Annotated in this window: 5 protein-coding genes; all 5 read right to left on the reverse strand. The window is 67.9% G+C overall.

Going from position 1 to position 22,687, the window contains the following annotated elements:
* Positions 1–2: 2 nt before the first annotated feature.
* The 5 genes from ACSQ24_RS23695 to ACSQ24_RS23715 all read right to left on the reverse strand — a co-directional run bounded on the left by ACSQ24_RS23695 (position 3) and on the right by ACSQ24_RS23715 (position 22,508).
* On the reverse strand, positions 3–1,124 hold the full coding sequence (locus ACSQ24_RS23695) for an MBL fold metallo-hydrolase (RefSeq protein ID WP_436097059.1): 1,122 nt from the start codon (positions 1,122–1,124) through the stop codon (positions 3–5).
* A 231-nt stretch (positions 1,125–1,355) separates the two neighbouring features.
* Entirely contained in the window at positions 1,356–2,066 is a 711-nt protein-coding gene (locus ACSQ24_RS23700; RefSeq protein WP_436097060.1) for a SapC family protein, read from the reverse strand.
* A 23-nt stretch (positions 2,067–2,089) separates the two neighbouring features.
* Positions 2,090–3,721 carry a ShlB/FhaC/HecB family hemolysin secretion/activation protein gene (locus tag ACSQ24_RS23705; RefSeq protein ID WP_436097061.1) on the reverse strand — a complete coding sequence of 544 codons (1,632 nt, stop codon included), beginning with the start codon at positions 3,719–3,721 and terminating at the stop codon, positions 2,090–2,092.
* Positions 3,718–21,951, reverse strand: a complete 18,234-nt coding sequence (locus ACSQ24_RS23710) for a leukotoxin LktA family filamentous adhesin (RefSeq protein ID WP_436097062.1) — start codon at positions 21,949–21,951, stop codon at positions 3,718–3,720. Before ACSQ24_RS23710 ends, ACSQ24_RS23705 begins: the two co-directional genes overlap by 4 nt.
* Positions 21,952–21,953: 2 nt before the next feature.
* On the reverse strand, positions 21,954–22,508 hold the full coding sequence (locus tag ACSQ24_RS23715; protein ID WP_436097063.1) for an invasion associated locus B family protein: 555 nt from the start codon (positions 22,506–22,508) through the stop codon (positions 21,954–21,956).
* Positions 22,509–22,687 lie beyond the last annotated feature (179 nt).

A 22,687-nucleotide genomic window follows, 5' to 3' on the forward strand; every position in this document is an offset into this window, starting at 1 on the left:
GCTCAGGCCGAGAAGATCAGGCGGCTACCGGTCGTCGGCACGATGACGTTTTCCGGCAATTGCGCCTGCGCCTCCAGCGCGAAGTTGAGCCCGGAGCAGTGCATCGGAATGATCACGTCAGGCTTCAGCTTGCCGACCTCGGCGACGACCTGCTGGAGATAGTCCTTCGGCGCCGGCCCGAGATGGAAGCCGCCGACGATGGCGTGCACCTTCTCGACGCCCGAGACCTCTTGCGCCTGCCGGACCGAGTTGACGATGCCGACATGGCCGCAGGAGCTGATCACCACCAGGCCCTTGCCGCGGATGTTGAAGCAGGTCGCGTGTTCATGGACATGCTCGTCCGGGATGATCTTCCCCTGCAGCTCTGCCGGGCTGTAATGGCTGGCATCGCAACCGAGCCCGTCCTTGATGCCGCGCTCGACGAAGGTGTTGGGCAAGATGCGCTCGACCGAGCGGCGCTTGATTTGCCCGGTGGTGAAGGCGTGGCCGGCGACGACGGTCGGCGTCTCGCAGAGCACGGTCGCGACCTTCTGCGCCGTGAGCTCGCGGCGGTCGAGCTGGCCGAAGTCGGTGAACTGGCCCTGGACGCCGCTCGGGCTGACGCGATGGCAGAAATTGTCCTCGCCGCCGGCATAGAGCTTGAGGTCCGGCGCGAGCGCGTCGCGATATTTGGCGAGGAAGCCGCCCAGCCCGCCATAATGGTCATGATGGCCGTGGCTGACGATCAGGGCGTCTACCTTGGTCGGATCGACCTTGAGGATGCCGATATTGTTCAGCAGCGCATCCGGGCTGTAGCCGAAGTCGAGCAGGATGGTGCGGGCCTCGTCGGCGCGCTGCGATTCCAGGAAGAGCGACAGGCCCCATTGATTGTGCAGGACCTGGCGATAATCGGCGCCGCGGCCCGAGCCCGGCGGCTGATGCTGCACGCCCTGGACCGTGCTCGGCTTCAGGAACTGATCATGGGCTGAATCGATCAGCACACGCATCGATAGGCGGTCGACGGTGGGCACTTCGATCGGCGCGGCGCTGGCGATCTCGACGCAAGCGAAGCCGCCTGTGGCGGCGCCAACCGCGAGCGCAGCCGACATCTTGAGGAAGGAGCGGCGCTCGATCGCCTCTGCCATGACCGTGAACCCTTGCCTCCGCACGGCACACGCGCCGCAGGCGGAAGATTATCCGGCCAGCCGGAGGCAAGGGTTCCATAGTTAGGCGTTCAACCAGGAGGATTGTCTCCCTGCCGCATCCGGCGGTGAAACGAAGCTTTCGTGTTCGATCAAAGCGCCCATCGTCAACGCGCGATGCTTTGATCGGCTTCAAATAACAGCGGCAAGCGCGATGACGATCGGTGATTTCGACTACGAGCGCTCGCCGAGCAGGGCGAAATTCGCCAGGCTGATCAGATGGGCGTGGATCGGCGCCAGATAACCTTTCCGCCGCAGATCGAGCCAGACCTCGTCCGACAGCGCGTTGAGGCGCTCTTCGCTCACCGCCATGAAGCCGGAGAAGCTCGAGCTCGCGCCGCTGGCCGAGCGTATGTCGATGTTGATCGTGTGGAACAGGTCGAGGGCCTTGAGCTCGGCGGTGAAGGCGGCCGTGGCCTTGGCGGCATCGGCATATTCGCCGACAAAGGTGATGACCCGCTGCAAGGCTTCCGCCGGCTCGCCCTCCTCGGTGAAGAGACGCTCGCCCTGCTCGCTCTGCAGGCCGGAGAAGCCACCGTCGACGCAGACGACCTGCTGCTCCGCCGAGACCTCGCCGCCAACGAACGGATAGCGCCGCAGATAGGCCGGCGCGTGCTGGCCACGCCAGCGCCCCTGCGCATCGACGAAACAGCTCTCGCCGGGACGCATCCCGACCATGAACAATGGCGAGACGACACCCGCCTCATCGAGGAACAGGATCGGCATGTCCCGGCATGCGACCGCGAACTCCGGCATCAGCGCCGGCAGAACATGGGCTCCAGCCGCGAAGGCGTAGGGGGCCTCTGACGGGGCGATCCGCGCCTCGCGATGCTCATTGCGGTCGAGCATGGTGATACTTGAATAGAACAGCGGCAGGGGCGCCATGATCGGATCCTCGTCAGAAAAGCTCAGATGCTCGCGCGCAAAGTGAGCCGGAAATAGAGTTCGACATCGCGCTGCGCAGCCGAGACGCGCTGGAGCGGCCGTCCGACGCCGCCTTCGAGCGATGCCCAGTCGAGCGGGCGCCAGATCAGGCCCGCGCCTACCGAGGTGGCGTGCGTCACCCGCGCGCCGTTAAGATACGTCTGACCGTGGTCGAGGAAGACGAAGCTCTCGAGCTTCAGCGGCTCCGGCAGCGCATAATGCAGCTCCGCCTGGCCATAGAAGCCCGAATTGCCGAAGGCGCTGCCGATCGGGTAACCGCGAACCGTCGTCGGGCCGCCGATCTGGAAGATCTGGTCACCCGGCAGTTGCGATTCCGTCGTATATTGCCCGGCGCCGACGAACGAACTGTAGATGTCATCGGTGATGCGCCAGAGCGAGGCGCTGTTGCCGGTCCAGATCGTATAGTTGCGCCTGGTGCCCGCCAGCGTGTCCTCATGCGCCACCTGCGACCAGTTCACGCTCGTCGAGTGCGTGAGGCTCGGCAGGTTCACGCTCAGCGTGGCGCCGGCTTGGGTGCGAATGTAGTTGGTGTCGACCGTCGTGATGTCGAGGAGCTTGCTGCGGCCGCGCCCGCGGCCGAGCGCGCCGGTCGCTTGCAGCAGAATGGTGTCGGTCGCGAAGATGGGTTGCGAGAGCGTGAGCGCCCCGCTCTCGGATATGCCCTCGGGGCGCAGTTCACGGATCGAGCCGCCGACGATGCGATAGGCCGAACGCGTATAGGTCACCCCCAGCCGCGTCCCCCAGGGCGAGATCGGGATCGTATAGCTGCCACTGCCGAGAATGCTGCCGTGCGCCCGCGAGCCGTAGAGCACCAGTTTGTCGTCGATCCCGAGCAGATTGTGGTGGCGAAGGAAGAGCGTGCCCTGATAACGCCCGGTCGAGAGCACACCCTGGTTGTCATAGGAAATTTGGGCGGTGTTGCGCAACGGCTCGGTCAGCGCGAGATCGATATTCGTCAGGCCGAAGCTCGCCCCAGCCGCGAGTTGGGCCCGGATCTGCAGCTCATTGAGCCGGTTGAAGATCGAGACCTGGCGATTGAGCGCCGGCGCATCGACGACGTCGTCCTCAGCGATCGGCACCTGCGACCGGACATACCAGGGCCAGGTCTGCGCGGCGCCGCTGATGCCGACCTTTCCGACTCGGCCTTCGACGAGCTTGACCTTGAGCACGCCACCGTCGAGCTTCTGCGGCGGCAGCACGGCGCTCGCGGTGATCTGGCCCTTCGCGGCATAGAGGTCGTTGACCTCCTGGACGAGCTTGCCGATCGCGGCGAGATCAACCCGCTTGCCGAGATAGCGGGCCCGGATGGCATCGAGCTCGGCCGGGCTGATGAACTTCGATGCGTCGAAGTCGACCCACGTGAGCACCACGGTCGCGCCGCCAGCGGGGAATTCGAGCCTTGGCCCTGGCGTCGGCGCCACCACGCCCGGACCGCGTTGACGCGCCGGTGCGGTCTGGCGCTCAATCTCACGCCGCTGGCGCGCGGCCTCGTTCTCCAGGGTCTGCGGCAGGACCTGCGCGAGCGTCGGCCCCGCGGCGAAGCCCGCCGCGAGAGCCAGAACCCAACCGACGGCGACGCGCCTTACGCGGTTCAAGGCTGCTCCTCGAAACCAGCGAGATTGACGAGCGGCTTCGGCGGGGCGCCTGTGCTGGCGGTCGTGGCAGGCTCGTCGGAGCCACCCATGCTACGCCAGCGACCATCCGTACCCAGAACGAAGCCGCGGGCGATCTCGCCGAAGGACGGCCCGTTCGACAACAGAGTGCCGAGACGGGCCAGATCGCGGCCCAGATGCATCGCCTCCGGGGCATCGGCGACATCAGAGTCGAGCCCGACGACGAAGGCGCTCGTCGCCAGCCGCTTGCCGTTGACGGCCAACGAGAAGCCCCGGTCCCTTTGATAAAGCTGGACATCATAGCCGGGCACCGGAGCAAGGCTGCGGTTGTTGGCGAGGATGGTCATCATCGGCGTCGTCACCCGCAGCGCGCCGGGAACGAAGGCTTCCGCGATCGCGAAATCGTTCGAGGTTGTGGTGAGCACACCGTCGACGCTCTCGAAGCGGCCAATCCGGAAACGATCCGTATCGATGCGCAGCTCGACTGTCTCGGCCGTGCGCTCGCGGAAGCCGGCAATGTCGAGCTTGAGCGGCAGTCCCGCTCCACCGGGAAGCTGAACGATATCGGCGGCGATGCGCGTGCCCAGGATGACGATGCTGTCGCCAGCGCCGAACCGCCCGAGCTTGACCTCGTCGGCCGCGCTGACACTGGCGCTACGTGCGGCGCCGGTTTCGACCGTGATCGAGCCGTGGCCGCTGCGGCCGGCCTGCAGCACCAGTGCATCGCTGGCAACCACGAGCCTGCCGGCGATATTCTCCTCGGCGGTGAGCGAGGCTAAGTGGCCGGCATCGAGGCGGTCGAAAGCGATGCCGCGTGCCTGCAGGCCGATATAGCGCCCGCTGGTCAGCGTTCCGCCGCGGATCGTGCCGGCCGAGGACTGGAGCAGGATGTCCGTGCCGCTGCGCACCGTGCCGAAAGCAAGGTTCCCGAGCGCAGAGCTGGCCACGGTGCCGGCGCCTTCGAGCAGGTCGACCCGGATATCGCCGCGCTGGGAAATGAGCGAGATCGCGCCTGAACGCGCCCGCCCGGTGCCGAGCGAGAGGTTTTCGCCAGCCTCGAGGGCAAGGTCGCGTCCGGCAGCGAGGCTGCCAACCACGACCGAACCGCCCGCCGAGAGCCGCGCCGAAGCGCCAGCGACGAGCTGCAAGATCGACAGGTCTGTGGCCGCCCGCAGCGTCGTCGTACCGGCAGCATCGATAGTGGCGGCGGTGATGCCGGCGCGAATCGAGCTGGCGAAAAGGTCGGCTGCCGTCGTCCTGACGCTGCCCAACGCGACCGCATCGGAAGCGGACAGGATCGCGCTTGCGGCGCTCAGGGTATCGATACCCAATGTCCCACCATTGGCGGTGACGCTGGCCGTGCCACCCGCAGTCAGGCCGCTCGTCACCGAGATCGAGGCCGCGGCAGTCAGTGTCGCATCGCCAGCCGCATCGATGGTCGCGGCGGTAATGCCGGCACCGGTCGAGGTCATGGCGAGATCGCCTGCCATCGTCCTCGCGCTGCCGAGTACGATCGCCCCCGACGCCGTCAGCGTCGAGGTCGCCCCGGCATTCACCTGGTCGACGGTCAGGGCTCCGCCATTGGCCGAGAGGTTGGCGCCGCGCCCCGCGTTCAACCCGTTCGTGACCGAGACCGAGTTCGCAGCCGCAAGGGTCGCATTTCCGGCAGAGTTGACGGTCACCGCATTGATCCCGGCACCCGTCGAAATGACGGAGAGGTCGCCCGCGGTCGTTCCGGCCCTCCCCAGCGTGATCGCCCCGGAAGCGGACAAGAAAGAGCTCGCCCCTGCGCTCAGCCTATCGATGGCAAGGCTTCCACCGACAGCTGTGACGTTTGCCGCGCCGCCCGCCGTCAGGCCGTTCGTGACGGAAATCAGGGTTGCGGCGGTCAACGTCGCGTCCGCGGCGACGTTGATGGTTGAGGCCGTGATCCCCGCACCGCTGGAGTCGATCGACAAATTACCGGCCGTCGTCGTCGCAGCTCCCAGCGTGATCGCGCCCAAAGCCGTCAGCGACGAACTCGCGCCGGCGCTCAGGCTGGCGAGATCGAGTGTCCCGCCGCTGGCCGTGACGCTGGCTGCGCCGCCCGCCGTCACGCCATTCGTCACCGAGACCGAGGTCGCAGCGGCAAGCATCGCGTCTTCGGTTGCATCGATGCTGGTGGCGGTGATGCTAGCGCCGGTCGAGGTAATGATGAGATCGCCGACCGTCGTCGTTGCGCCGCCGAGCGTGACCGCGCCGGACGCCGTCAGCGTCGAGCTCGCACCAGCGCTCAAGCTGCCGAGGCCAAGGGTTCCGCCACTGGCGGCAAGACTAGCTGCACCACCCGCAGTCACGCCGTTTGTGACCGAGACGGAGGTCGCGGCAGTCAGCGTCGCATTGTCGGCAGCATCGATGCTGGCGGCGACGATACCGGCGCTTGTCGAGGTGATGGAAAGATCGCCTGCCGTCGTCGTGGCGCTGCCCAACGTGACCGCATTGGAGGCGGACAGGACTGCTCCGGCCGTGCTCAGGCTGTCGATATCCAACGTCCCGCCACTGGCGGCGACGGTCGCGACACCACCCGCCATCAGGCCATTGGTCACGGAGATCGAGGTCGCTGCCGATAGCATCATGTCCCCGGCGGAGGAGATGCTGGCGATATCGATGTCAGCGCCGGTCGAAACGACGGTCAGACCGCCCGCAGTCGTCGTCGCGGTACCGAGCGTTACCGTGCCCGAAGCTGTCAGCGTCGAGCTCGAACCGGCATTCAACTGAGTGACAGTCAACGTTCCGCCATCGGCCGAGAGGTTGACACTGCTGCCCGTGACCACGCCGCCCGTCACCAAAACCGAGGTCGCAGCCGAGAGGATTGCGCTTCCAGCAGCATTGACGGTTGCGGCGATGATCTCCGCGCTGGTCGAAGTGACCGAGAAGTCGCCTGCGGCTGTCATCGCACTACCGAGTGTGATCGCCCCCGAAGCCGACAGGGACGAACTTGCTCCCGCGTTCACGCTGACAATAGCGAGCGTCCCACCATCGGCCGCCACGTTCGCGGCGCCGCCCGCCGTCACGCCGTCCGTCACCAAGACCGAGGTCGCGGCTGCAAGCGTCGCAGCGTCGGCAGCGTCGATGCTGGCGGCGGTGATGCCGGCGTTGGCCGAGGTGATGGAAAGATCACCAGCCGTCGTCATCGCAGTTCCGAGCGTGACCGCGCCCGACGCCGTCAGTGACGAACTCGCGCCTGCGGTCAGACTGGTGAGGCCGAGCATTCCGCCGCTCGCAGTGACATTGGCCGCGCCGCCAGCCGTCAGGCCGGTCGTGACCGAGATCGAGGTCGCAGCGGCCAGCGTCGCATCGTCGACAGCGTCGATACTGGCGGCGACGATACCGGCGCCGGTCGAGGTGATGGAAAGATCGCCGGCCGTCGTCGTGGCGGAGGTAATTGTGATCGCGCCACTCGCCGAGAGTGTGCTGTCACCACCGGCGGTGAGTGTTCCAAGCGTCAGGCTGCCATTGCTGGCCGAGAGCCGAGCCCCCGAACTGCTCGCGACCGTGTCGAGGACGAGATCGCCGCCAGCGCTCAGCGCGACTGTGCCTGCATCCGCGGCGAGACTGGTGGCATGAGTGGCGCCAGCCGTTGAAAGATAAACACTGCCATTCAGGCTTCGCGCGGTGATCGTGGGGGCAGCGAAGGCGAGCGCCGTGCTCGCCGTGCCGATGCCGCTTCCGGCGTAAAGCGAGATCACGCCGCCCGTCTGGCGAGCGTCGAGCAGAACGCCGCTATCGCCGTTGCCGATGATCGCGCCCGTCGCTGTCAGTACGATCGAGGCCCCTCCGGCCGGTGCCGCGAGCGTGCTGCCGACGCGCCCGAGCACGAGGTCACTGTCGGCGGCGAGCGTGATGCGGCCGGCGGCACTGACTTCTGCGCCGCTCGCCATGGCGATTTTGGCGCCGATGAGGGAGACGGCCCCGGTGCCGGAACGGGCCCGTTGCAGGACGTCGATCTCGCCGTCGGCGGTCACGCTGAGCCCGGTCTCGGCCGTCAGATTCCCGATGCGGAACGCGGTGGGCGACTGACCGGCGATGGCCGGGCCGGAAAGCCAGGCGGACCCGCCAATGGTGCCGGAGATGTTCCCGGTGGAATCGACGCGCAGGCCAAGCGCGGCCGTGGCCGAGCCGACATTGCCGGTCGCGCTGAGCTGGATTGAGCTCGCCGAGATCGCGACGCCCGGCAGATAGCCCTGGATGCCGCCGGCCCTTGCGGTCAGCGAAGCGGTGCCCGACGCAAAGATACGGCCGATCTCGGCATTGCCGGCAGCTGCAACGAGATAGGCATCGCCGGCGGCGGCCGAGGCCGAGACCAGCCTGCCGCCGATCTGGTAGGTCAGCGCCGTCGCGGCCGAGCCGATACCGCCACCGCCCGCTACCAGAATGAGATCGCCATTGGTCTGGATCTGTACCGGGCTGCGCGGCGTCGTGCCGTCGGCTTGCGTCCCGGCAACGATCGCCTGCGGCGCCTGCAGGCTGACTGTGCCCGTCGCGGTGATACGGCCAATCGTCAGCGTGCCGCCGGCCGAGTTCGGCGCCCCGGTCGACTGAACATAGACGTCGCCCTGCGCCGAGGCGGAGAACGTTCCGGTCGCGTTGATGAAGAGCGGCGCGGTCTGCTTGACGTCGACGCGGATGAGCGTGACGCCGTTCGGGACATGGTTGAGATCGGTGACCTCGACAAGGCTGCCGTCCTGCCTCTGCCCGATGAGCTTGACCGTGCCGGGCGTTGTCGCAACCGCGAGCGCGGCGAGCTGGGCGTCGGTGACCGAACCATCACGGATAGCCGCCAGCGCGACCTGCACGTCGGGAGCCAGCGAGCCGATGCTACCAGCGGTGTTGAGCGTGACATCGTGGCCGATGACCAGCGCCCGGCCGTTGCCGACGACGCCAGGATCCGGCTGCAGCGCCGATGTGTTGATCGCCGAGACGAGCTGCCGCTCGGTCCAGACCGCATCGCCCGCGATGCGGTTGGCAAGCCCCGGGGCGACATCGGCCGCGTTCGCGCTGAAACTGTAATTGCTCTCGAGCGTCGCCGGCTTGAAGCGAGCCTGATCGGCCCATTCGCCACCATAGGCGGACTCGAAGACGCTGCCATAGGCAGCATAGCGCCGCGCGGCATAGGCCGCGACTTCGTCAGTCCCGGCCGTGCGCCCGAGCTCGGCATCGGCGAAGGCTTGATAGAGGGGAATAGCGGCAGTGTTGAGCGTGAAGACGCGCTTGTCCGGCACCCCGTCATTGTTGGTGTCGACCAGGGTGACGCTGCCATTGCGGAGCAGCGCGGAATACTGGGCGTAGGTCTGTGTGACCTGGTTCTCGAATGCGGTGATGCTGGCCAAGGCAGCGGCGCCGGCGCCATCCGCCGCGGTGAGCTTCAGCGCACGCGAGACCTGCGAGAGCTGCTCGGCACTGAGCGCCTGCGCCGCCGTCTGTCCTGTGGCCGAAACGAGCCTGCCGGCGACGACATCTATGCGGACATCGCCGGCCTTGCTCTCGATCTGCCCGACGCGCAGATCGCCGGCGACCTGAGCAATGCCGATATCGCCGCGGGCCGTGAGACTGACCACACCATCGACATAGCTGCCGTTCGGCAGCTGCGTCGCGACCGCGCGCATCGTCATCAGGTTCGAGAGCGCGCCGATGCTGCCCTCGTCGCTCACCAGCGTGATGTTGCGACCGACGACATTCGTCGAACCTGTGGCAACCGCCTCGAGGCTGCCGGTGGCGCGCACATTAATGTTGCCATAAGCGCCCGGAGTCTGGTCGGCGCGCAGGGCGACCACGCGCGCGCTGCCGGTGATGTCGAGATTGATGCCACCGCTGCCGGTCGTGGCGTTGAGCTGCGCGCCCTGGGTCAGCGTCGCCTTGATCGCCGCCGACGCCGTGCCGATCGAATCGCGGGTGGTCAGTGTCAGGTTGTTGCTGAGGATCGTGGCGTTCGCCACCTGGGTGAAGCTGCCGCCCGAGGCGATGATCGTCGTCGTGCCGCTCGGATTGACGATGTTGCCCTGCTGGATGACCGAGCTGTTCGAGGTGATGTTGACGCGGCCCGCCGCATTGCCGGCGAAGCTGACCGCGAACGGATTGTCGGCCTTGACCGAAGCAGTGACTTGGATGAACGCCCGGGTCACATAATTATAGGCCCATACAGCCTGTGTCGCGCCAGGCTGGGCGACGAAGTCGCGGTCGCAATGATTGATCGCCTGCTGGTTGCAGCCGCCGTAACGTGCCTCATTGTAGATGAAGTCGAGTTGGCCGCCGGTGATCTCCTGCGTCAGCCCGACATTGGTCAGACTGGTGTCGTTCGTCAGGCGGCCCGACACTGTCGTCGCGCTTGGAGATTGCGCGTTGCGCGACCACCAATACCCCCAGTGCTGCCCCGGATTGGTGCTCGGCGACTGGGCGTCGACATAGACCCAGGGATTGCCCGACGTGCCTGAATCGAAGCGCCAATAGACGCCCTGGACGTCGCGCTGGTTGCGGTTCGCCTCGGTCAGGCCCTCCTTCTGGAGCAAGGCTTGCTGGGTCCACTCATAGCGCGTGCCCGTGACGGGGTTGTAGCTCGTCGTGTCACCGGAGATAAAGGCGACGGGGGTCGAGGCGCCGGCGCCGCTCAAGGTCGGCTGCGCGCCATTATGGGTCTTGTAGACCGCTATGCCGGAGCCGGGCGTATAGGCGTAGACCGTCGTATTCGGGCCGGAGGTGACCAGCCGGTCGACGATGGTGACCTTGCTGACGCTGGCGTTCACCCCGGCCTGCGTGCCCGTATTGATGCGATTGACGACGAAATCGAGCCCGGACTGGTTGTTGACGCTGACATCGCCGAAGCCGCCATTGATCTTGATGCGGCCAAGCGTGTTCGTGCTGATGATCTGACCGTCGAGCAGCACCGAGCCGCCGCCAGAGGAGGCGTTGACGTCGGCCATGACCAGCCGATCGTTGACGAGGTCGTAGGAGACCGGGGCCGCGCCGGCGGCCGACCAGCCTCCGCCGAAGATGCTGGCGAGGCTCACCGTCGTGTAGCCGGCATCGAGCCAGGATTGCCGGGAACCGCGCAGGATGTCGCCGACGTTCCCGCCGATATTGCCCGACCAGTTGGTGATCCGCCCCGCCTCGATCGAGGCATTGACGTTGATCGTCGTCGCCTTGATCGCGACCTGGGCGCCGTAGATCTGCGTGCCGCCGCCTTGCGCGACCGGATTGCTCTCCCGGTAGGTCGGAACCGTCGGGATGACCATGAAGCGGATGTTGTTGCCCATGTCATAGCCGCCGGTACAGTTGTAGCCAGCGTCACCGATATATCCGACGCAGTTGCCATAGAACTGCATTGAGAAGTTGCGGACCGTTCCCTCGTCCTGCCTGCCGTAAAGGAAGTAGTTCAGGTCGGTCGCGCCCTGGCCCGCAGCGAGCGCGTTGGCCGCGGCGATGACCGCTTCATCGGCGTTGAAGCTGGTCGAGCCCGGCCTGCCGCCCGGATAGTAGATGTAGGAGCCGTACTCAGCCTGCGGCGAGGCGCCGGGCGTGTACATGCCGTTCGGCCCGTTCGACGAGACCGCGACCGCGCCGTTCGGCACAGTCGCGTTGAACTGCAGCGCGTCGATGCGCTGGCCGGAGAAGCCGAATGAGCCAAGCGTATTGTTGATCGAGACCAGCCCGCCGAGATTGGTGAGGTCGCCGGCGATCAGCAGTGCCGGCCCGTTGCCGCTGGCGTCGAGCTGGCCGCCATAGGCGTTGTCGATGATGATCCGGGGCGTCGCGTCCGGATTGCTCTGGCGTGTCAGAGTGCCGCTCGCGCCGACGATCTGGCCGCCGGTCGATTCCGGGATATAGGCGCCGCCATCGAGCACGAGATAGGCGGCGCTGCGGTTGATCACGGTGATCGACGGCCCGCCATTGGCGATGAGTGAACCATTGCCCTGGACCGTGCTGGCATTGACGAAGACGTTGCCGCCCGCCGCATAGAGCTGGCTGAGCCGCACGGCCCCGACCGAGCCTGCGCTGACGCCGGAGATCAGCGTGCTCGCGACCGCCGCGTCATAGCGGGCATTGATGTAGGCGATGGGATCGAAGGCCGTCGTGTAGCTGGCGGTCACCGGCGCGCCGCTGATGAAGCGGATCGTCGGGGTTTCATTCAGCCCGCATTGCACCGAGGCGTTCACACCGCAGCCGATCTCGATGCGCTGCGTGTTGTAGATGCCGGCCGTCGCGGTGCCGTTCATCACCAATGCCGAGCTAGACGACCTGCCCGGGCTGCTCGAGCCGGAGGTGACCGGGATGAAATAGAGCTGATAGCCATGGCCGGTGCCGTCGGCATCGGCGTCGAGCACGCCGTCATAGGCGCCGAGCGTGACGTTCTGGGCGCTGGAGATCGTGGTGCCGCTGCCGATCTCGACACGGGCATGGTTCTGCAAGTTGGTCGAGGCGTCGGCATCGGGAACGGCGATGAGGCCGCGGACATAGCCGAGCGCGGTCGCCGTGCCCGAGAGCCTGTTCGTACGCAGCCCCGAGCCGTCGCGACCAGCGGTCACGTTGACGTCGTAGAGGCCGAGCAATTCGGAGTTCGAGCCGATCAGCACCTTGTTGTCGGTGCGGATGGTGACATCGGCGTCGGCAAGTCCGACGCTGGCTACCCCGTAGGTGCTGACATAGGCGTTCGCCCTGACATCGGCGAGCGTATAGGTGCCGAGATTGATGACGCCGAAGGAGTTCAGGACGACGTTGTCGCCGAGCGTCACCGTGTTGTCGACATCGGCACGATAGCGCGCTGATACCCCCGCGCCCTGCAGGAGGCCGCCGGTGGTCAGCGTCGCGGTGTCGTCTCCGGTCAGCTCCGTCCAAGCTTGGACCAGAATCGGCCCGGGCGCCGCCGTCGGGCTCGTACCGGCGATCAGGGTGGCGCCGTTGCCCAGTGTCACGCTGGAGGTGCCGTCGATCTCCGTTTTCGAGGTCGCGCCGGCTCCGTTGATGCCGCCACCGGCGGCCGCGCGTACGGAATCGCCGAGATCGAGCTGGGTGAACGCATTGCGGCTGGTCAGCGAGATCGCCTGCAGGCAGTTCGACAGATAGCAGCCGGCCGTGCCTGGCCCCGCAGCGGTGATCCGGACGCCGGCGCCCAGCGAGGCCAGCACATCGGCATTGGCGCTGTTGCGGGCGAGCGCTGCGCTGGCGCCCAGCGCCGTGGCCTGCAAGCTGTCGACCAGCGCGGCATAGCGCGTGGCGTGGCTGGCGCCGATCGTCGCGAGCCCGGTCTGGATCACTGCATTGGCACCGATCGAGACCGTCACATCCGAGGTGTTGGAGGTCGAGCCGGTCGCGCCGGAGCCCGCATAGAGGCCGCCGCCGGTGCCGGCCTCCGTGTGCACGATCTGCGTATCCTCTCCGGCTGCAGTCAGGGTGAACCTGCCGGTGCCGCTCCCGACCATGGTGGACGAGGTGCCAAGCGAGGCCGTCGTCGTCGTTGCGGCATCGGCCTGGGCGTTGACGGCGCCGATGGCCCCCGTCCCGCCGACGGTGATGCCCGTCGCCTTGGCCGCCTGGAGCGTGGTGTTCGTCGCGGTGATGGTCACCGTGCCGGACGGCAGGCGGACATAGTCGCCGACCGAAGCCATCACCGAGCTGGTGTTGCGTGCCCGCGCATCGGTACCGGTGGCGCTGACATAATAGGAGCCCGAGCCGGCAACCGCAGAGGCGGCGGCGGAGTAGCCGCCGCGCGCGAAGCCGGAGGTCGAATCCGCCAGCCTGACGGCGTCACCGGCAGCCGTGCCGAACACCGAGCCGGTCGCCGCGACCGAAAGGAGGCCGGCGGAGAACTGGCTCGCGATCAGGCTGGCATTGCCCTCGATCGCTGCGAGCACCTGCATGCCGACAGTGGCGTTGGCGACGGCGACGCCGACCGCAAGGCCGCCGCCAACCGCGACGCCGAAGGCCGCCGCCTTCGCATCGGGCGATGCCATCGCCGTGACGCTGATCGTGCCGGTTCCGACATTCGCCCTGGCACCGGCGCCGATCACCGCGGAGACGTTGGAGCTGTCGGTCGCATTCGCCGCCGCGCCCGAGCCGGCCACGAGCAGGCCGCCGACGCCGGCGACGGCCGCGGCATAGGCCGCACCGGTGCTTTGCGCGCCGATGGTAAGGCCGGTTCCGGTGAGGCTCGAGCCGTTGGCATATCGCGCCGCAACGGTACTCTCGGCGCTGCTCTTCGCGAGCGAGACACCGAGCGCCAGACCGCCCGCCACCGTGGCGCCGAATGCGTCCGATCGGCTGGTCTGGCTGTTTCTTGCATTGACGCTCGTCGCGCCGGTCACCGTCAGCGTGCCACCGAGCGTCGCCGTGACCTGGTTGGAAATCGCACCGTCGGCCACTGCTGCGCCAGCCGCGGCGGCAAGACCGCCGGCTCCCGCAGTCGCCTCGACCCGGGCGGCAGAGCCCGTTCCGTCAGTCGAGTTCGCGGTCACGGCGATTGAGCCGGTGGTCACGCTGATCTGGTCGAGACGCGCCGAGACCTTGTCGCCGATATCGGTATAGGCGGTCGCCGCACCGACGCCGCCGCCACCCACCCCGACACCATCGGCGGTGTTGGTCGTCGTCGTCCGCGACAGTGCCGAGACGGCGACGGCGCCGCTGACGATGCTGCCGCCGCTGACGCTGGCGGTGGTGGCGGATCCGGCACTTTCGAGCAGCGCGGCAGCGCTCTGCGCCGCCGGAGCAACGATGCGGCTGCGATTGCCGGTGAAGAAGCCGTATTGCTGGGCGGCGTAGTTCCGTATCTCGGCATCGGTCGCCGGACGGCCAAGGCTGGCATTGGCTTGGACCCGATAGGTCTCGAGACCAGCCATGGACAAGGTCAGGACACCGCCGCTGACAGTGCCGTTGGCGAGCAGGCGGGCATAGGCGTCGTTGGCGGCGCTGCGGACCTGGTCGTCGCTCGCGCCCGGCGTCGTCGCGGTCACCTGCGAACGGTAGGTGCTGAGGCCGGTGTCGCTGAGGAGATAGCTGACCGCGCCGCCGCTGAAGGCCGCATAACGCGTTGCTGCCCAGCTGCGAACCTGGGCGTCGGACGGATTGGCGATGCCGAGCGCCGTCGCCGCATTGCTACGCAACGCCGTGACACCCGCATCGGTCAACGTATAGGCGCCGGCCGAGACGGTGCCGTTGGCCAGCAGCAGATTGTAGTCGGTCCGCGCGGCTTCGCGCAGCTCGCTCTCGCTCATCGCCGTGCCAGCGGCGCCACGATAGCTGCGATAGCTGGCGAGCCCGGCAGCGCTCAGGACGAGATCGGCATTGCCGGCGGTAAGCTGGCCGATGCGGGAGAGGGTGCCGCTGCCGCCGGCCGTGAGCTCGCCCGACGCGCCCGAGGGCGCGCCGGTGCCGACCGAGATCAGGGCGACTGCCGCACCGATGCCGGCCGAACCGCCGACACCATAGGTCACCGTCAGTGCGCTGACATCGCGCTCGGAGGTGGCGGAGGCCGAAACCGTGCCCGGCGCAACCAGCGTCGAGCCCTGGATATCGACCTGAACGAGGCCGTCGAGGCTGGCGATATTGGCGCCTGCGCCGGCGCCGATGCTACCGGTCGCACCTGCGGCCGTCGTCGGCGTGATGCTCGTCGCTTCATGGGCGGTGACGCTAATGCCGGCCGCGCTGGTGACGCCGCCGACGGTCTGCGTCGCGCCCGGCTGGATCGTGACCCGGGCGCCGTAAAGTCCAGCGCGCGTCTGGTTGTCGACATCGACGAAGCTGACCATGCCCGCGACACCGGCGAAGCCGCCCGCCGCGCCGCCCGAAGCGAGCGTGGTGAAGGCATTGCGGCTGGTCGCAGCGACGGCGAGGCCGCCATTGAGGTTGAGCACGGTCTGGCCAGAGCCGCCGCCGATCGTCGCCAGCGTCGCATTGCGGCTGGTGCCGACGATGAAGGCGCTGCCGACACCGACGCCGCCGGCCACGGCAGCGACCGTCCGGGCGTAGAAGCCATTGCGGCTATCGGCGGTGACGCCGACCCGCCCGGCCGTGACCAGGCCTTGATCCAGCGAAGCGCTCGTCAGCGCCTCGAATCTGTTGACGATGCCCATCGCCGCTGCGCCGCCGAGGCCGAGGGCGAAACCGATCACATTGCTCGCCGCCGATTGCGAGGAGGTCGCGGCGATGTCGAGCGCAACGACGCCGGGGCCGGTGTAGCCGGGGGTCGTGGTGCCGGTGGTCGAACGCGTCAGCGCGGCCTTCGTGCTGCGCTCCATCAGGTTGCTGGCATTGGCGCCGCTGGCGGCGACGCCGCCGATCGCACCGACCGTGATGAAGGTCGCGGCATAGGAGTGGCTGGCGGCCTCGACGGCGACCGCAGTGCTGTCCGTACCGGTCAAGCGGGTGTCGACCTGGCTGGAATCGATCGTGGCGCTCGTGCTGCCGCCGAGCACGTTGCGGATCGGCACGATTGCGACCGCGCCGCTGATTGGGAAGGCGGCGACGCCGCCGGTGACCGCATTCGCCAGCACCGATTGCTGCGAGGTCGCGATGACGCCGAGCCCGTGGACACTGCGCGCCGTCATCGCAAACGACGGCTGCGCCGCGCTCGGGCCGTTGGCCGTGCTCAGGTCGAAGGCCGTGACGAGCTGGCCGGCGTCATAGCTCAGCGAGCCGGTGCCGCCCGCACGCGCATCGACGCTGCTGCCTTCGATCGCGGCGGCTGTCGTGCCGCCGATCGTGTTGTTGACGACAGAAACGCCGCCCGCGACGCTGGGCGCCGCGACCGTGGCGCCGAGCGCGCCCGCCGAAACCGTGATCCGGTCGGTGTTGGCAGCGAAGACGCCGAGATTGTTGCCGGCGATGATGTCGGCGCCGGTGATCGTCGCACCGACATCGGTGGCGACGCTGTTGTTGGCAACCGAGCCGGCTAGGCCGACATTGCGCGACATGGCAACGCCGATGGCGATCGTGTCGATCGTCGCGGTCGAGCCGGCAGTCAGCACGACGTCGCGCGAGGCGCGGATCTGCGTTCCCTCGATCTCCGCCGCGACGTCGTTGGCGATGCTGCTCTCGACGATCGAGAGGCCGACGGCGGCGGCGCCGATGCCGATGCCGAGCGAGCCAGCGCTGCCGCGGATCGTCGAGGAGGCCTGCGCCTGGACGGCAACGTCGCGGCTCATGATGCTGCCGCCGCTGATACGGGCGGTGACGACGGCGTCGATCGTCTGCTGCGCGACCGAGGCGACGCCGGCGAACTGGCCGGTCGCCACACCGAGGCCGACTGCCACTGAGGTGATCAGCGACCCGTCCTGCGCACGCACGGTGACGCCGGTCGAGCTCGTCAGGTCGACGTTCTCGATGAGCGCGATATGCGACTGGCTGATGGTGTTGCTGAGGAAGGAGGAGCCGATGTTGTTCTTGCCGGCCTGGACCGCGCCAGCAATGGCGAGGATCGAGGCGCCGATGGGGTTCGCGGCCTGGTTCGCATTCGTGGCGCTGCCGGTGAAGTCGATCTGGCCGGGATCGGTGTTGGCGAGCCGGCTATCGAGCGCTGCGTCGAGCGTGCCGTCCTTGCCGCTATCGGCGACGACGAGGACATCGCCGTCCATCGCGATGCGCGACGGGCCCCCGGCAGTGTCCGTCACGGCCGCGCGCGTCGTCGGACTGATCTCGGTGATGACGATGGCGCCGGCCAGACCGTTCGAATCGGGGCCGCCGCCGCCGGCGATGGCGCTCGAGACGATGCGGCTCGAGGTCCGCGCCGCGACAGTCAGCCTGTCGACCGCCGAGAGCGATGTATCCGTGATCAGAGCGGCCACCGCGTCCCGGCCGGACGGGCCGCCGATCGAGACATAAGTCAGCGCCACGCCGAGGCCGGCCTGCGCGCCGAAATAGGCGGCGCCGCCGCCAATGCCGATATCCGTGGCGCGATAGGCGTTGACCAGCACGTCGTTGCCGGACGACGCCCCGGAGATGCCGTTGATCGCCGAATTGCGGATCTGGGCGCTGACGCTGTCGGTGATGATGCCGATCGCGGCCGAGACCGCAGCCGCGCCGCTATTGGCGCGAGCGGCGGCGATGCTGACGCCGACCACGGTCTGGCGCCCGCCGGCCAGCGCCTGCACGATGGTGTCGCCCGCCCCGGTGATGGTCGTGCCGGTGATGCGGGCATCGGTGCTGTTGTCGAAGAGGCCGATCGCGACCGCGCCCGAGAGCGCGCCGCTGAGCGGGCTCGAGGCACCGGTCAGGTTGAGGGCCGCCGAACCGGACGCAACCTCCGCAACCATGGCGTTCGTCGCGGCGACGTCGGTGATGACCGCGCCACCGGCCTTGGCGACGACGACCGCACCGTCGATCCAGGCGGAGGTGCCCAGCGTCGTGGTGGCGACGGCGGCGCTGCCGGCCGCGGTCAGGCTGATGCCGCTGCCCGCGCCGGAACGCAGCACCGCCGCATCGGTCTTGCCCTGGGCGGCGATGCCCTTGAAGAAGCTGAGCTTCGAGGCGTTGGGATCGGAGATCGCTGCGGCGATCGAGGCGACGGTGATGCGCCCGTCCGTCACCGCCTCGACATCGAGCAAGCGGGTGGTGACGAGCCCTTGTGCGTAACCGCTGCCCAGCCGATTATCGGACAGATCGGCGGAGTTGTCGCCGATATAGGCCCGCGTCACCCCGGCCGTATCGAGCGCCGCGACCGAGACGCCGATAGCGTTGGCGCCGCCATAAGTGACGGCACCGGTCAGCGCGAAGAGCGAGACGAACTGGCGGGCCGTGACATCGATCGAAGTGACGTCGATCGTCGCCTGGTTGCTGATCGAAGCGAGCGTATGATTGTCGATGCCGACCAGCACGACCATGCCGTTGGCGGCGAAGGCACCAGCAGCCTTGCCCGAGGTCGGCGCGAGCACGAAGATCTTGTCTTCGGTCTTCGCCGTGACCGCGAGTTCGAGCGCGGTAATCGTGACCCCGGCGCCGACTGCCGCGACGGTTCGGCTCTCGCGCTGCAGATCGGCAAAGGCACCGCCCACTGCCGAGCCGGCGCCGCCGGAGGTGCCGGTCCCGGAGAAGATGCCGTAATTGCCGGCAACGTCGATCGTTTCCGTCTTCGTGCTGGCGGCGATGGTGACGGCCTTGTCGAAACTCTGGAGCGCGCCGGTGCCTAGCGCGATGTCCCAGGAGCCGAGAGCACCGTTCTGGCGCAAGGTCGCGCCGGGGCCGACATAGGCCTCGGTCTGGTTGGCGATCTTGTAGTAGTTGACGGCGCCTGCGAGGCCGAGCTGACTCGATTCCGCCGTGGCGCTGGCGTAGCTAGTCAGGATGTTGCCGGCGACGCCGAAAGTGCCGTTCAGATGCGAGAGCGTCTCGCCGAAGCCGCCCCAATCGGTCCAGGTGTTGGCGATCGGCACAGCAGTCGTCGCGGAGACGCCGATGCGATTGGCGTCGACGGTGACGCCGGCGCCGATCGAGACGCGCGAGGTATGGCGGAAGTCGCCGTAGACCACCGCGGCCGACATGGCGACCGTCGCTTCCGGATTGGTGGCCGTCGGATCCTTCGAATTCGAGCTGAGGCCGGCATCGGCCGCGGCGCGCAGGGCGAAATCGCGGACATCGCTGACCACCGCCGCCTTGGTCGCGTAGATCGTCGGAGCCGTGCCACCGGCATCGGCTGCGATCGAGGCGATCGCCGAGAGATCGCTCTTCGCCAAAGTGAGCGTGCTGCCGAACTTGCCGATCTCGCGCGAGCCGAGCCGGGAGGTCAGCGGGGCAAAGAGCGTCTCCATCGCATTGGCGATCTGGAGCGACTCGATGATCAGATTCTGCCCGAGCGTCACCGCCGACGAGGTCGCGTTCTTGCTGTTGTCCGAGATGGCCTCGACCGTGACGTTGCCGATCCGGCCGCTGCTCGAACCGAGCGAGGCCCCGAGCCTCGCCTCGGCACTCGCCTTGGTGTCGGAATAGGCGACGGACAGGCCGACCATGCCGCCGCTGATCGACATCGCCGTGGCCGAGGTCGAGAACGCGTTCTCGTTGATCGCCGAGACCCGGACATTGCTCGCCGAGGAGGAGACCGTGACAGTCGCCCCGGAGCTGACGATCGCCTTGGTCTCGATGTCCGTGGTGCCGACGGCGACGGCGAAGGCGGCCAGGGTCTGTCCGGCTGACGCCGCGAGCGCCGTCGCCCCCAAAGTCGCCTCGTTCTTCGCCTCGACGGTCAGGTTGCGGCCGATCGTCAGCGACGCCCCCGACTCGATCTCGGCGGTCACCCGCGCCTTGAGATCGGCATAAGTCACTGCGGCCGCCAGCGGCGACACCGCCGTGACCGAGACGGCCGGCAGGGTCGCTTCCTGCGTCCCGGTCGCGCTGATGACGATGTCGCGCGTCGCGGTGATCGAAGCGCCGTTCTTGACCGAAACGCGGGCGGTGATGTCGCTGGCGACATAGCCGCCATTGAGACCGGTCAGGATGGACAGATTGGTCAGCCCGGCGAACAGCGCGATGCCGGGGCCGGGATTGATGAAGGAGGAAACCCCGGTCGCGTCCGCCAGCAGCTTGACGTCGCGCCCGGTTATCGTGCCGCTGACGTCGACCGTCGCCTCGGCCGTCGCCTTGCCGGAATTGCGCCGGTCGGAGGCGCTCGCGCTCAGCGTGATGTCGCCGGCGGCATAGGCGCTGCCGGGGCTGACGCCGGCCAGCAGCTGACCGGCGACGTTGATCTGCCGTGCCTCCAGCGTGATGCTGCCGGAATTGCCGAGGGAGGGGTTCGCAGCCGCGAGCACCCCACCATTGGCAGAGCGGTTGAAATTGCGGGTATCGATGATCCCGTCGCCGAGAATGGTGATGCTGTTCGTCGCCTCCAACAGCACGTTCGTGCCGTTGGTGACCATGTTGGCGCTGCCGCCGGTGCCGATCACGATGTCGGTCGGGTCGATATAGAGCAGGCCAGCCTTGCCGTTGCGGGCCGAGAGGTCGACGTCGACGGCGCCGAGCGTGACGGTCTGCTTGGCGCTGAGCTCGAGGAAGCCGCCATCGCCGCGCGTGCCCGCCACCCCGCGGAACACCGCGCCGGACGCGACATCGAGATTGGTGCCGGCGAAGACGATCGCCGAGCCGGCCTTGCCGGTCGAGCCGTGAGCCGCGCTGACATCGATCGTGGCGCCGCGGGCGATCGTGATCGCGGCGTCGGAGGTGATCGAGACCTTGCCGCCATCCGCCGTGTTTACAACGGCCGACGGAGCCGTACCGGCCGGAAGAGGTGCCGGTGCCGTGCCCGTGGCGGTGATCTTCGCCGTGGACGCGATCGTGGTCCCCTTGCCCGAGCGGACGGTGACGGTGCCGGCAGCGCGCCGCGCCGTGGCGTTGGCACTGAGCTGGCCGGAGACAGTGACGGTGCCGGCTGCAACGATCTCGATACCACCGCCCTTGCGCGCGACCATGCCCGCGCCATGACGGAGGCCGGCCGTGTTGACACTCTGCGAAAAGGCCGTGCGGTGCCGCTCGCGACGCTCGGCAATGTCGACCGGAGCAGCATTCGTCTTGATCTGCCCGGCGACGCTGACAGAGTGGCCGTTCAGCGACACACCACGGCGCGCGTTGATTGCGCCGTCGATGGTGATCTTGCCGTCGGGCGAGATCGGCACGTCGTTCGCCTTGAGCCTGGCGGCCATCGTCTCGTTGACGGTGCCGTCGCGGCCGATCACCTGGTCGAGGAACTCACGTGTCGGCGTGTTGACCGTCAGCCGGCCGGTGTTGATGACGCCGCTCGACCCGACGGTGAAGCCGGCCGAGTCCGAGAAGTAGACATGGCCGCCGATCTGGCCGTTCCGGTAGGAATTCAGGATGCCGTTGATGACCACCGGCCCATCGCGAACGATGTTGACCAGCACGCCGGTGCCTTGCGGCAAGTGCATGTTGACCGTCGAGCCGCCGCCCTGCTCGAAGCGTGAGAACGAGTTGTAGCCGGCGGCGCCGGAAATCGTCTTCGTCGTGATCGTGGTCGTGTTGCCGCTGACTGCAACATTGGTCTGCGTGCGTCCGTCCGGCGTGATGACGTTCTGGGCGAAGGCAGGCGCGTTCCAAAGGGCAAGCGCCATCGCCTGCCCGACGAGGCAACGCTGCCGCAGCGCGGCGAGGACGGAGCGGCGCTCACTCGAAGCCGCAACGCAGCGCAACACCGCCCCGTCGGTCCGGGTGGCGGTCTGTGAACGAACCTTGCGGCGCCGGGCCATGGTCAAAGCCGTTCCTTGGCGAGGGCCTCGACAGCCTGGTCGAGACCGCGGGTCGACAATGGCAAGGCGAGGTCGCGCCCGGCAGCATCCTTGAAGACGATCCGGCCCGGCTCGCTCGCCTTGCGCCACTGTTTGACCGTCTCATCGCCAAGCGCCGTATCGGCGAAGCAGCCGCTCGGAATGCAGCGCCGCCAGCCGAGCTCGAGCGGCTTTGCGTCCTTCTCGCCGATAGCGACCTGCACGACGCTGGGGAAGGAGATGCTGATCGGCATCGCGGCCGTGACCCGCAGCGGCTCCCCGGCGGCTGCGCGGCCGATGGCGACCTGAGCGATCGGGGCCTGCTGCCCCTGGCTCTGCAGGACTTGCGCGACCTCGCAGATGCGGGCCGATTTGGGATTGTCCGAGACGCGCTGGCAGCGCAGCGTCCAGTCACCAAAGCTCGCAGTGGTGCTGCTGGGCTCCGTCGACACCGGCTGAACGGCGGGCGTGGACGGTGGCACGGGCTGGCTGGCGGATTTTGGAGCCGTCGACTGCGCGACGGCAGAACCCGCGTTCATGACGAGAGCCATGCCCAGCACCGCTGGACCGAACAAAGTGTGCACTGCAGTCACGTCCCCACCCCAATCATGCCGCCGGCGCCTCGCCCCCGCGAAAGCTCCTCACACCGACAGGTCGTCCGACCAGTTCATCCGCAATGTCCTGCCGGCCGTGCCATGTCGCTCAACGAGAGGATCGC

The sequence above is a fragment of the Allobosea sp. LjRoot237 genome (assembly GCF_964253285.1).
Classification (GTDB): Bacteria; Pseudomonadota; Alphaproteobacteria; order Rhizobiales; family Beijerinckiaceae; genus Allobosea.

What these genes read in the sequence shown, in the direction of transcription:
- ACSQ24_RS23695 (WP_436097059.1), bottom strand. Translation starts at nt 1,124, where the DNA reads ATGGCAGAGGCGATCGAGCGCCGCTCCTTCCTCAAGATGTCGGCTGCG.
- ACSQ24_RS23700 (WP_436097060.1), bottom strand. Translation starts at nt 2,066, where the DNA reads ATGGCGCCCCTGCCGCTGTTCTATTCAAGTATCACCATGCTCGACCGC.
- ACSQ24_RS23710 (WP_436097062.1), bottom strand. Translation starts at nt 21,951, where the DNA reads ATGGCCCGGCGCCGCAAGGTTCGTTCACAGACCGCCACCCGGACCGAC.
- ACSQ24_RS23715 (WP_436097063.1), bottom strand. Translation starts at nt 22,508, where the DNA reads ATGAACGCGGGTTCTGCCGTCGCGCAGTCGACGGCTCCAAAATCCGCC.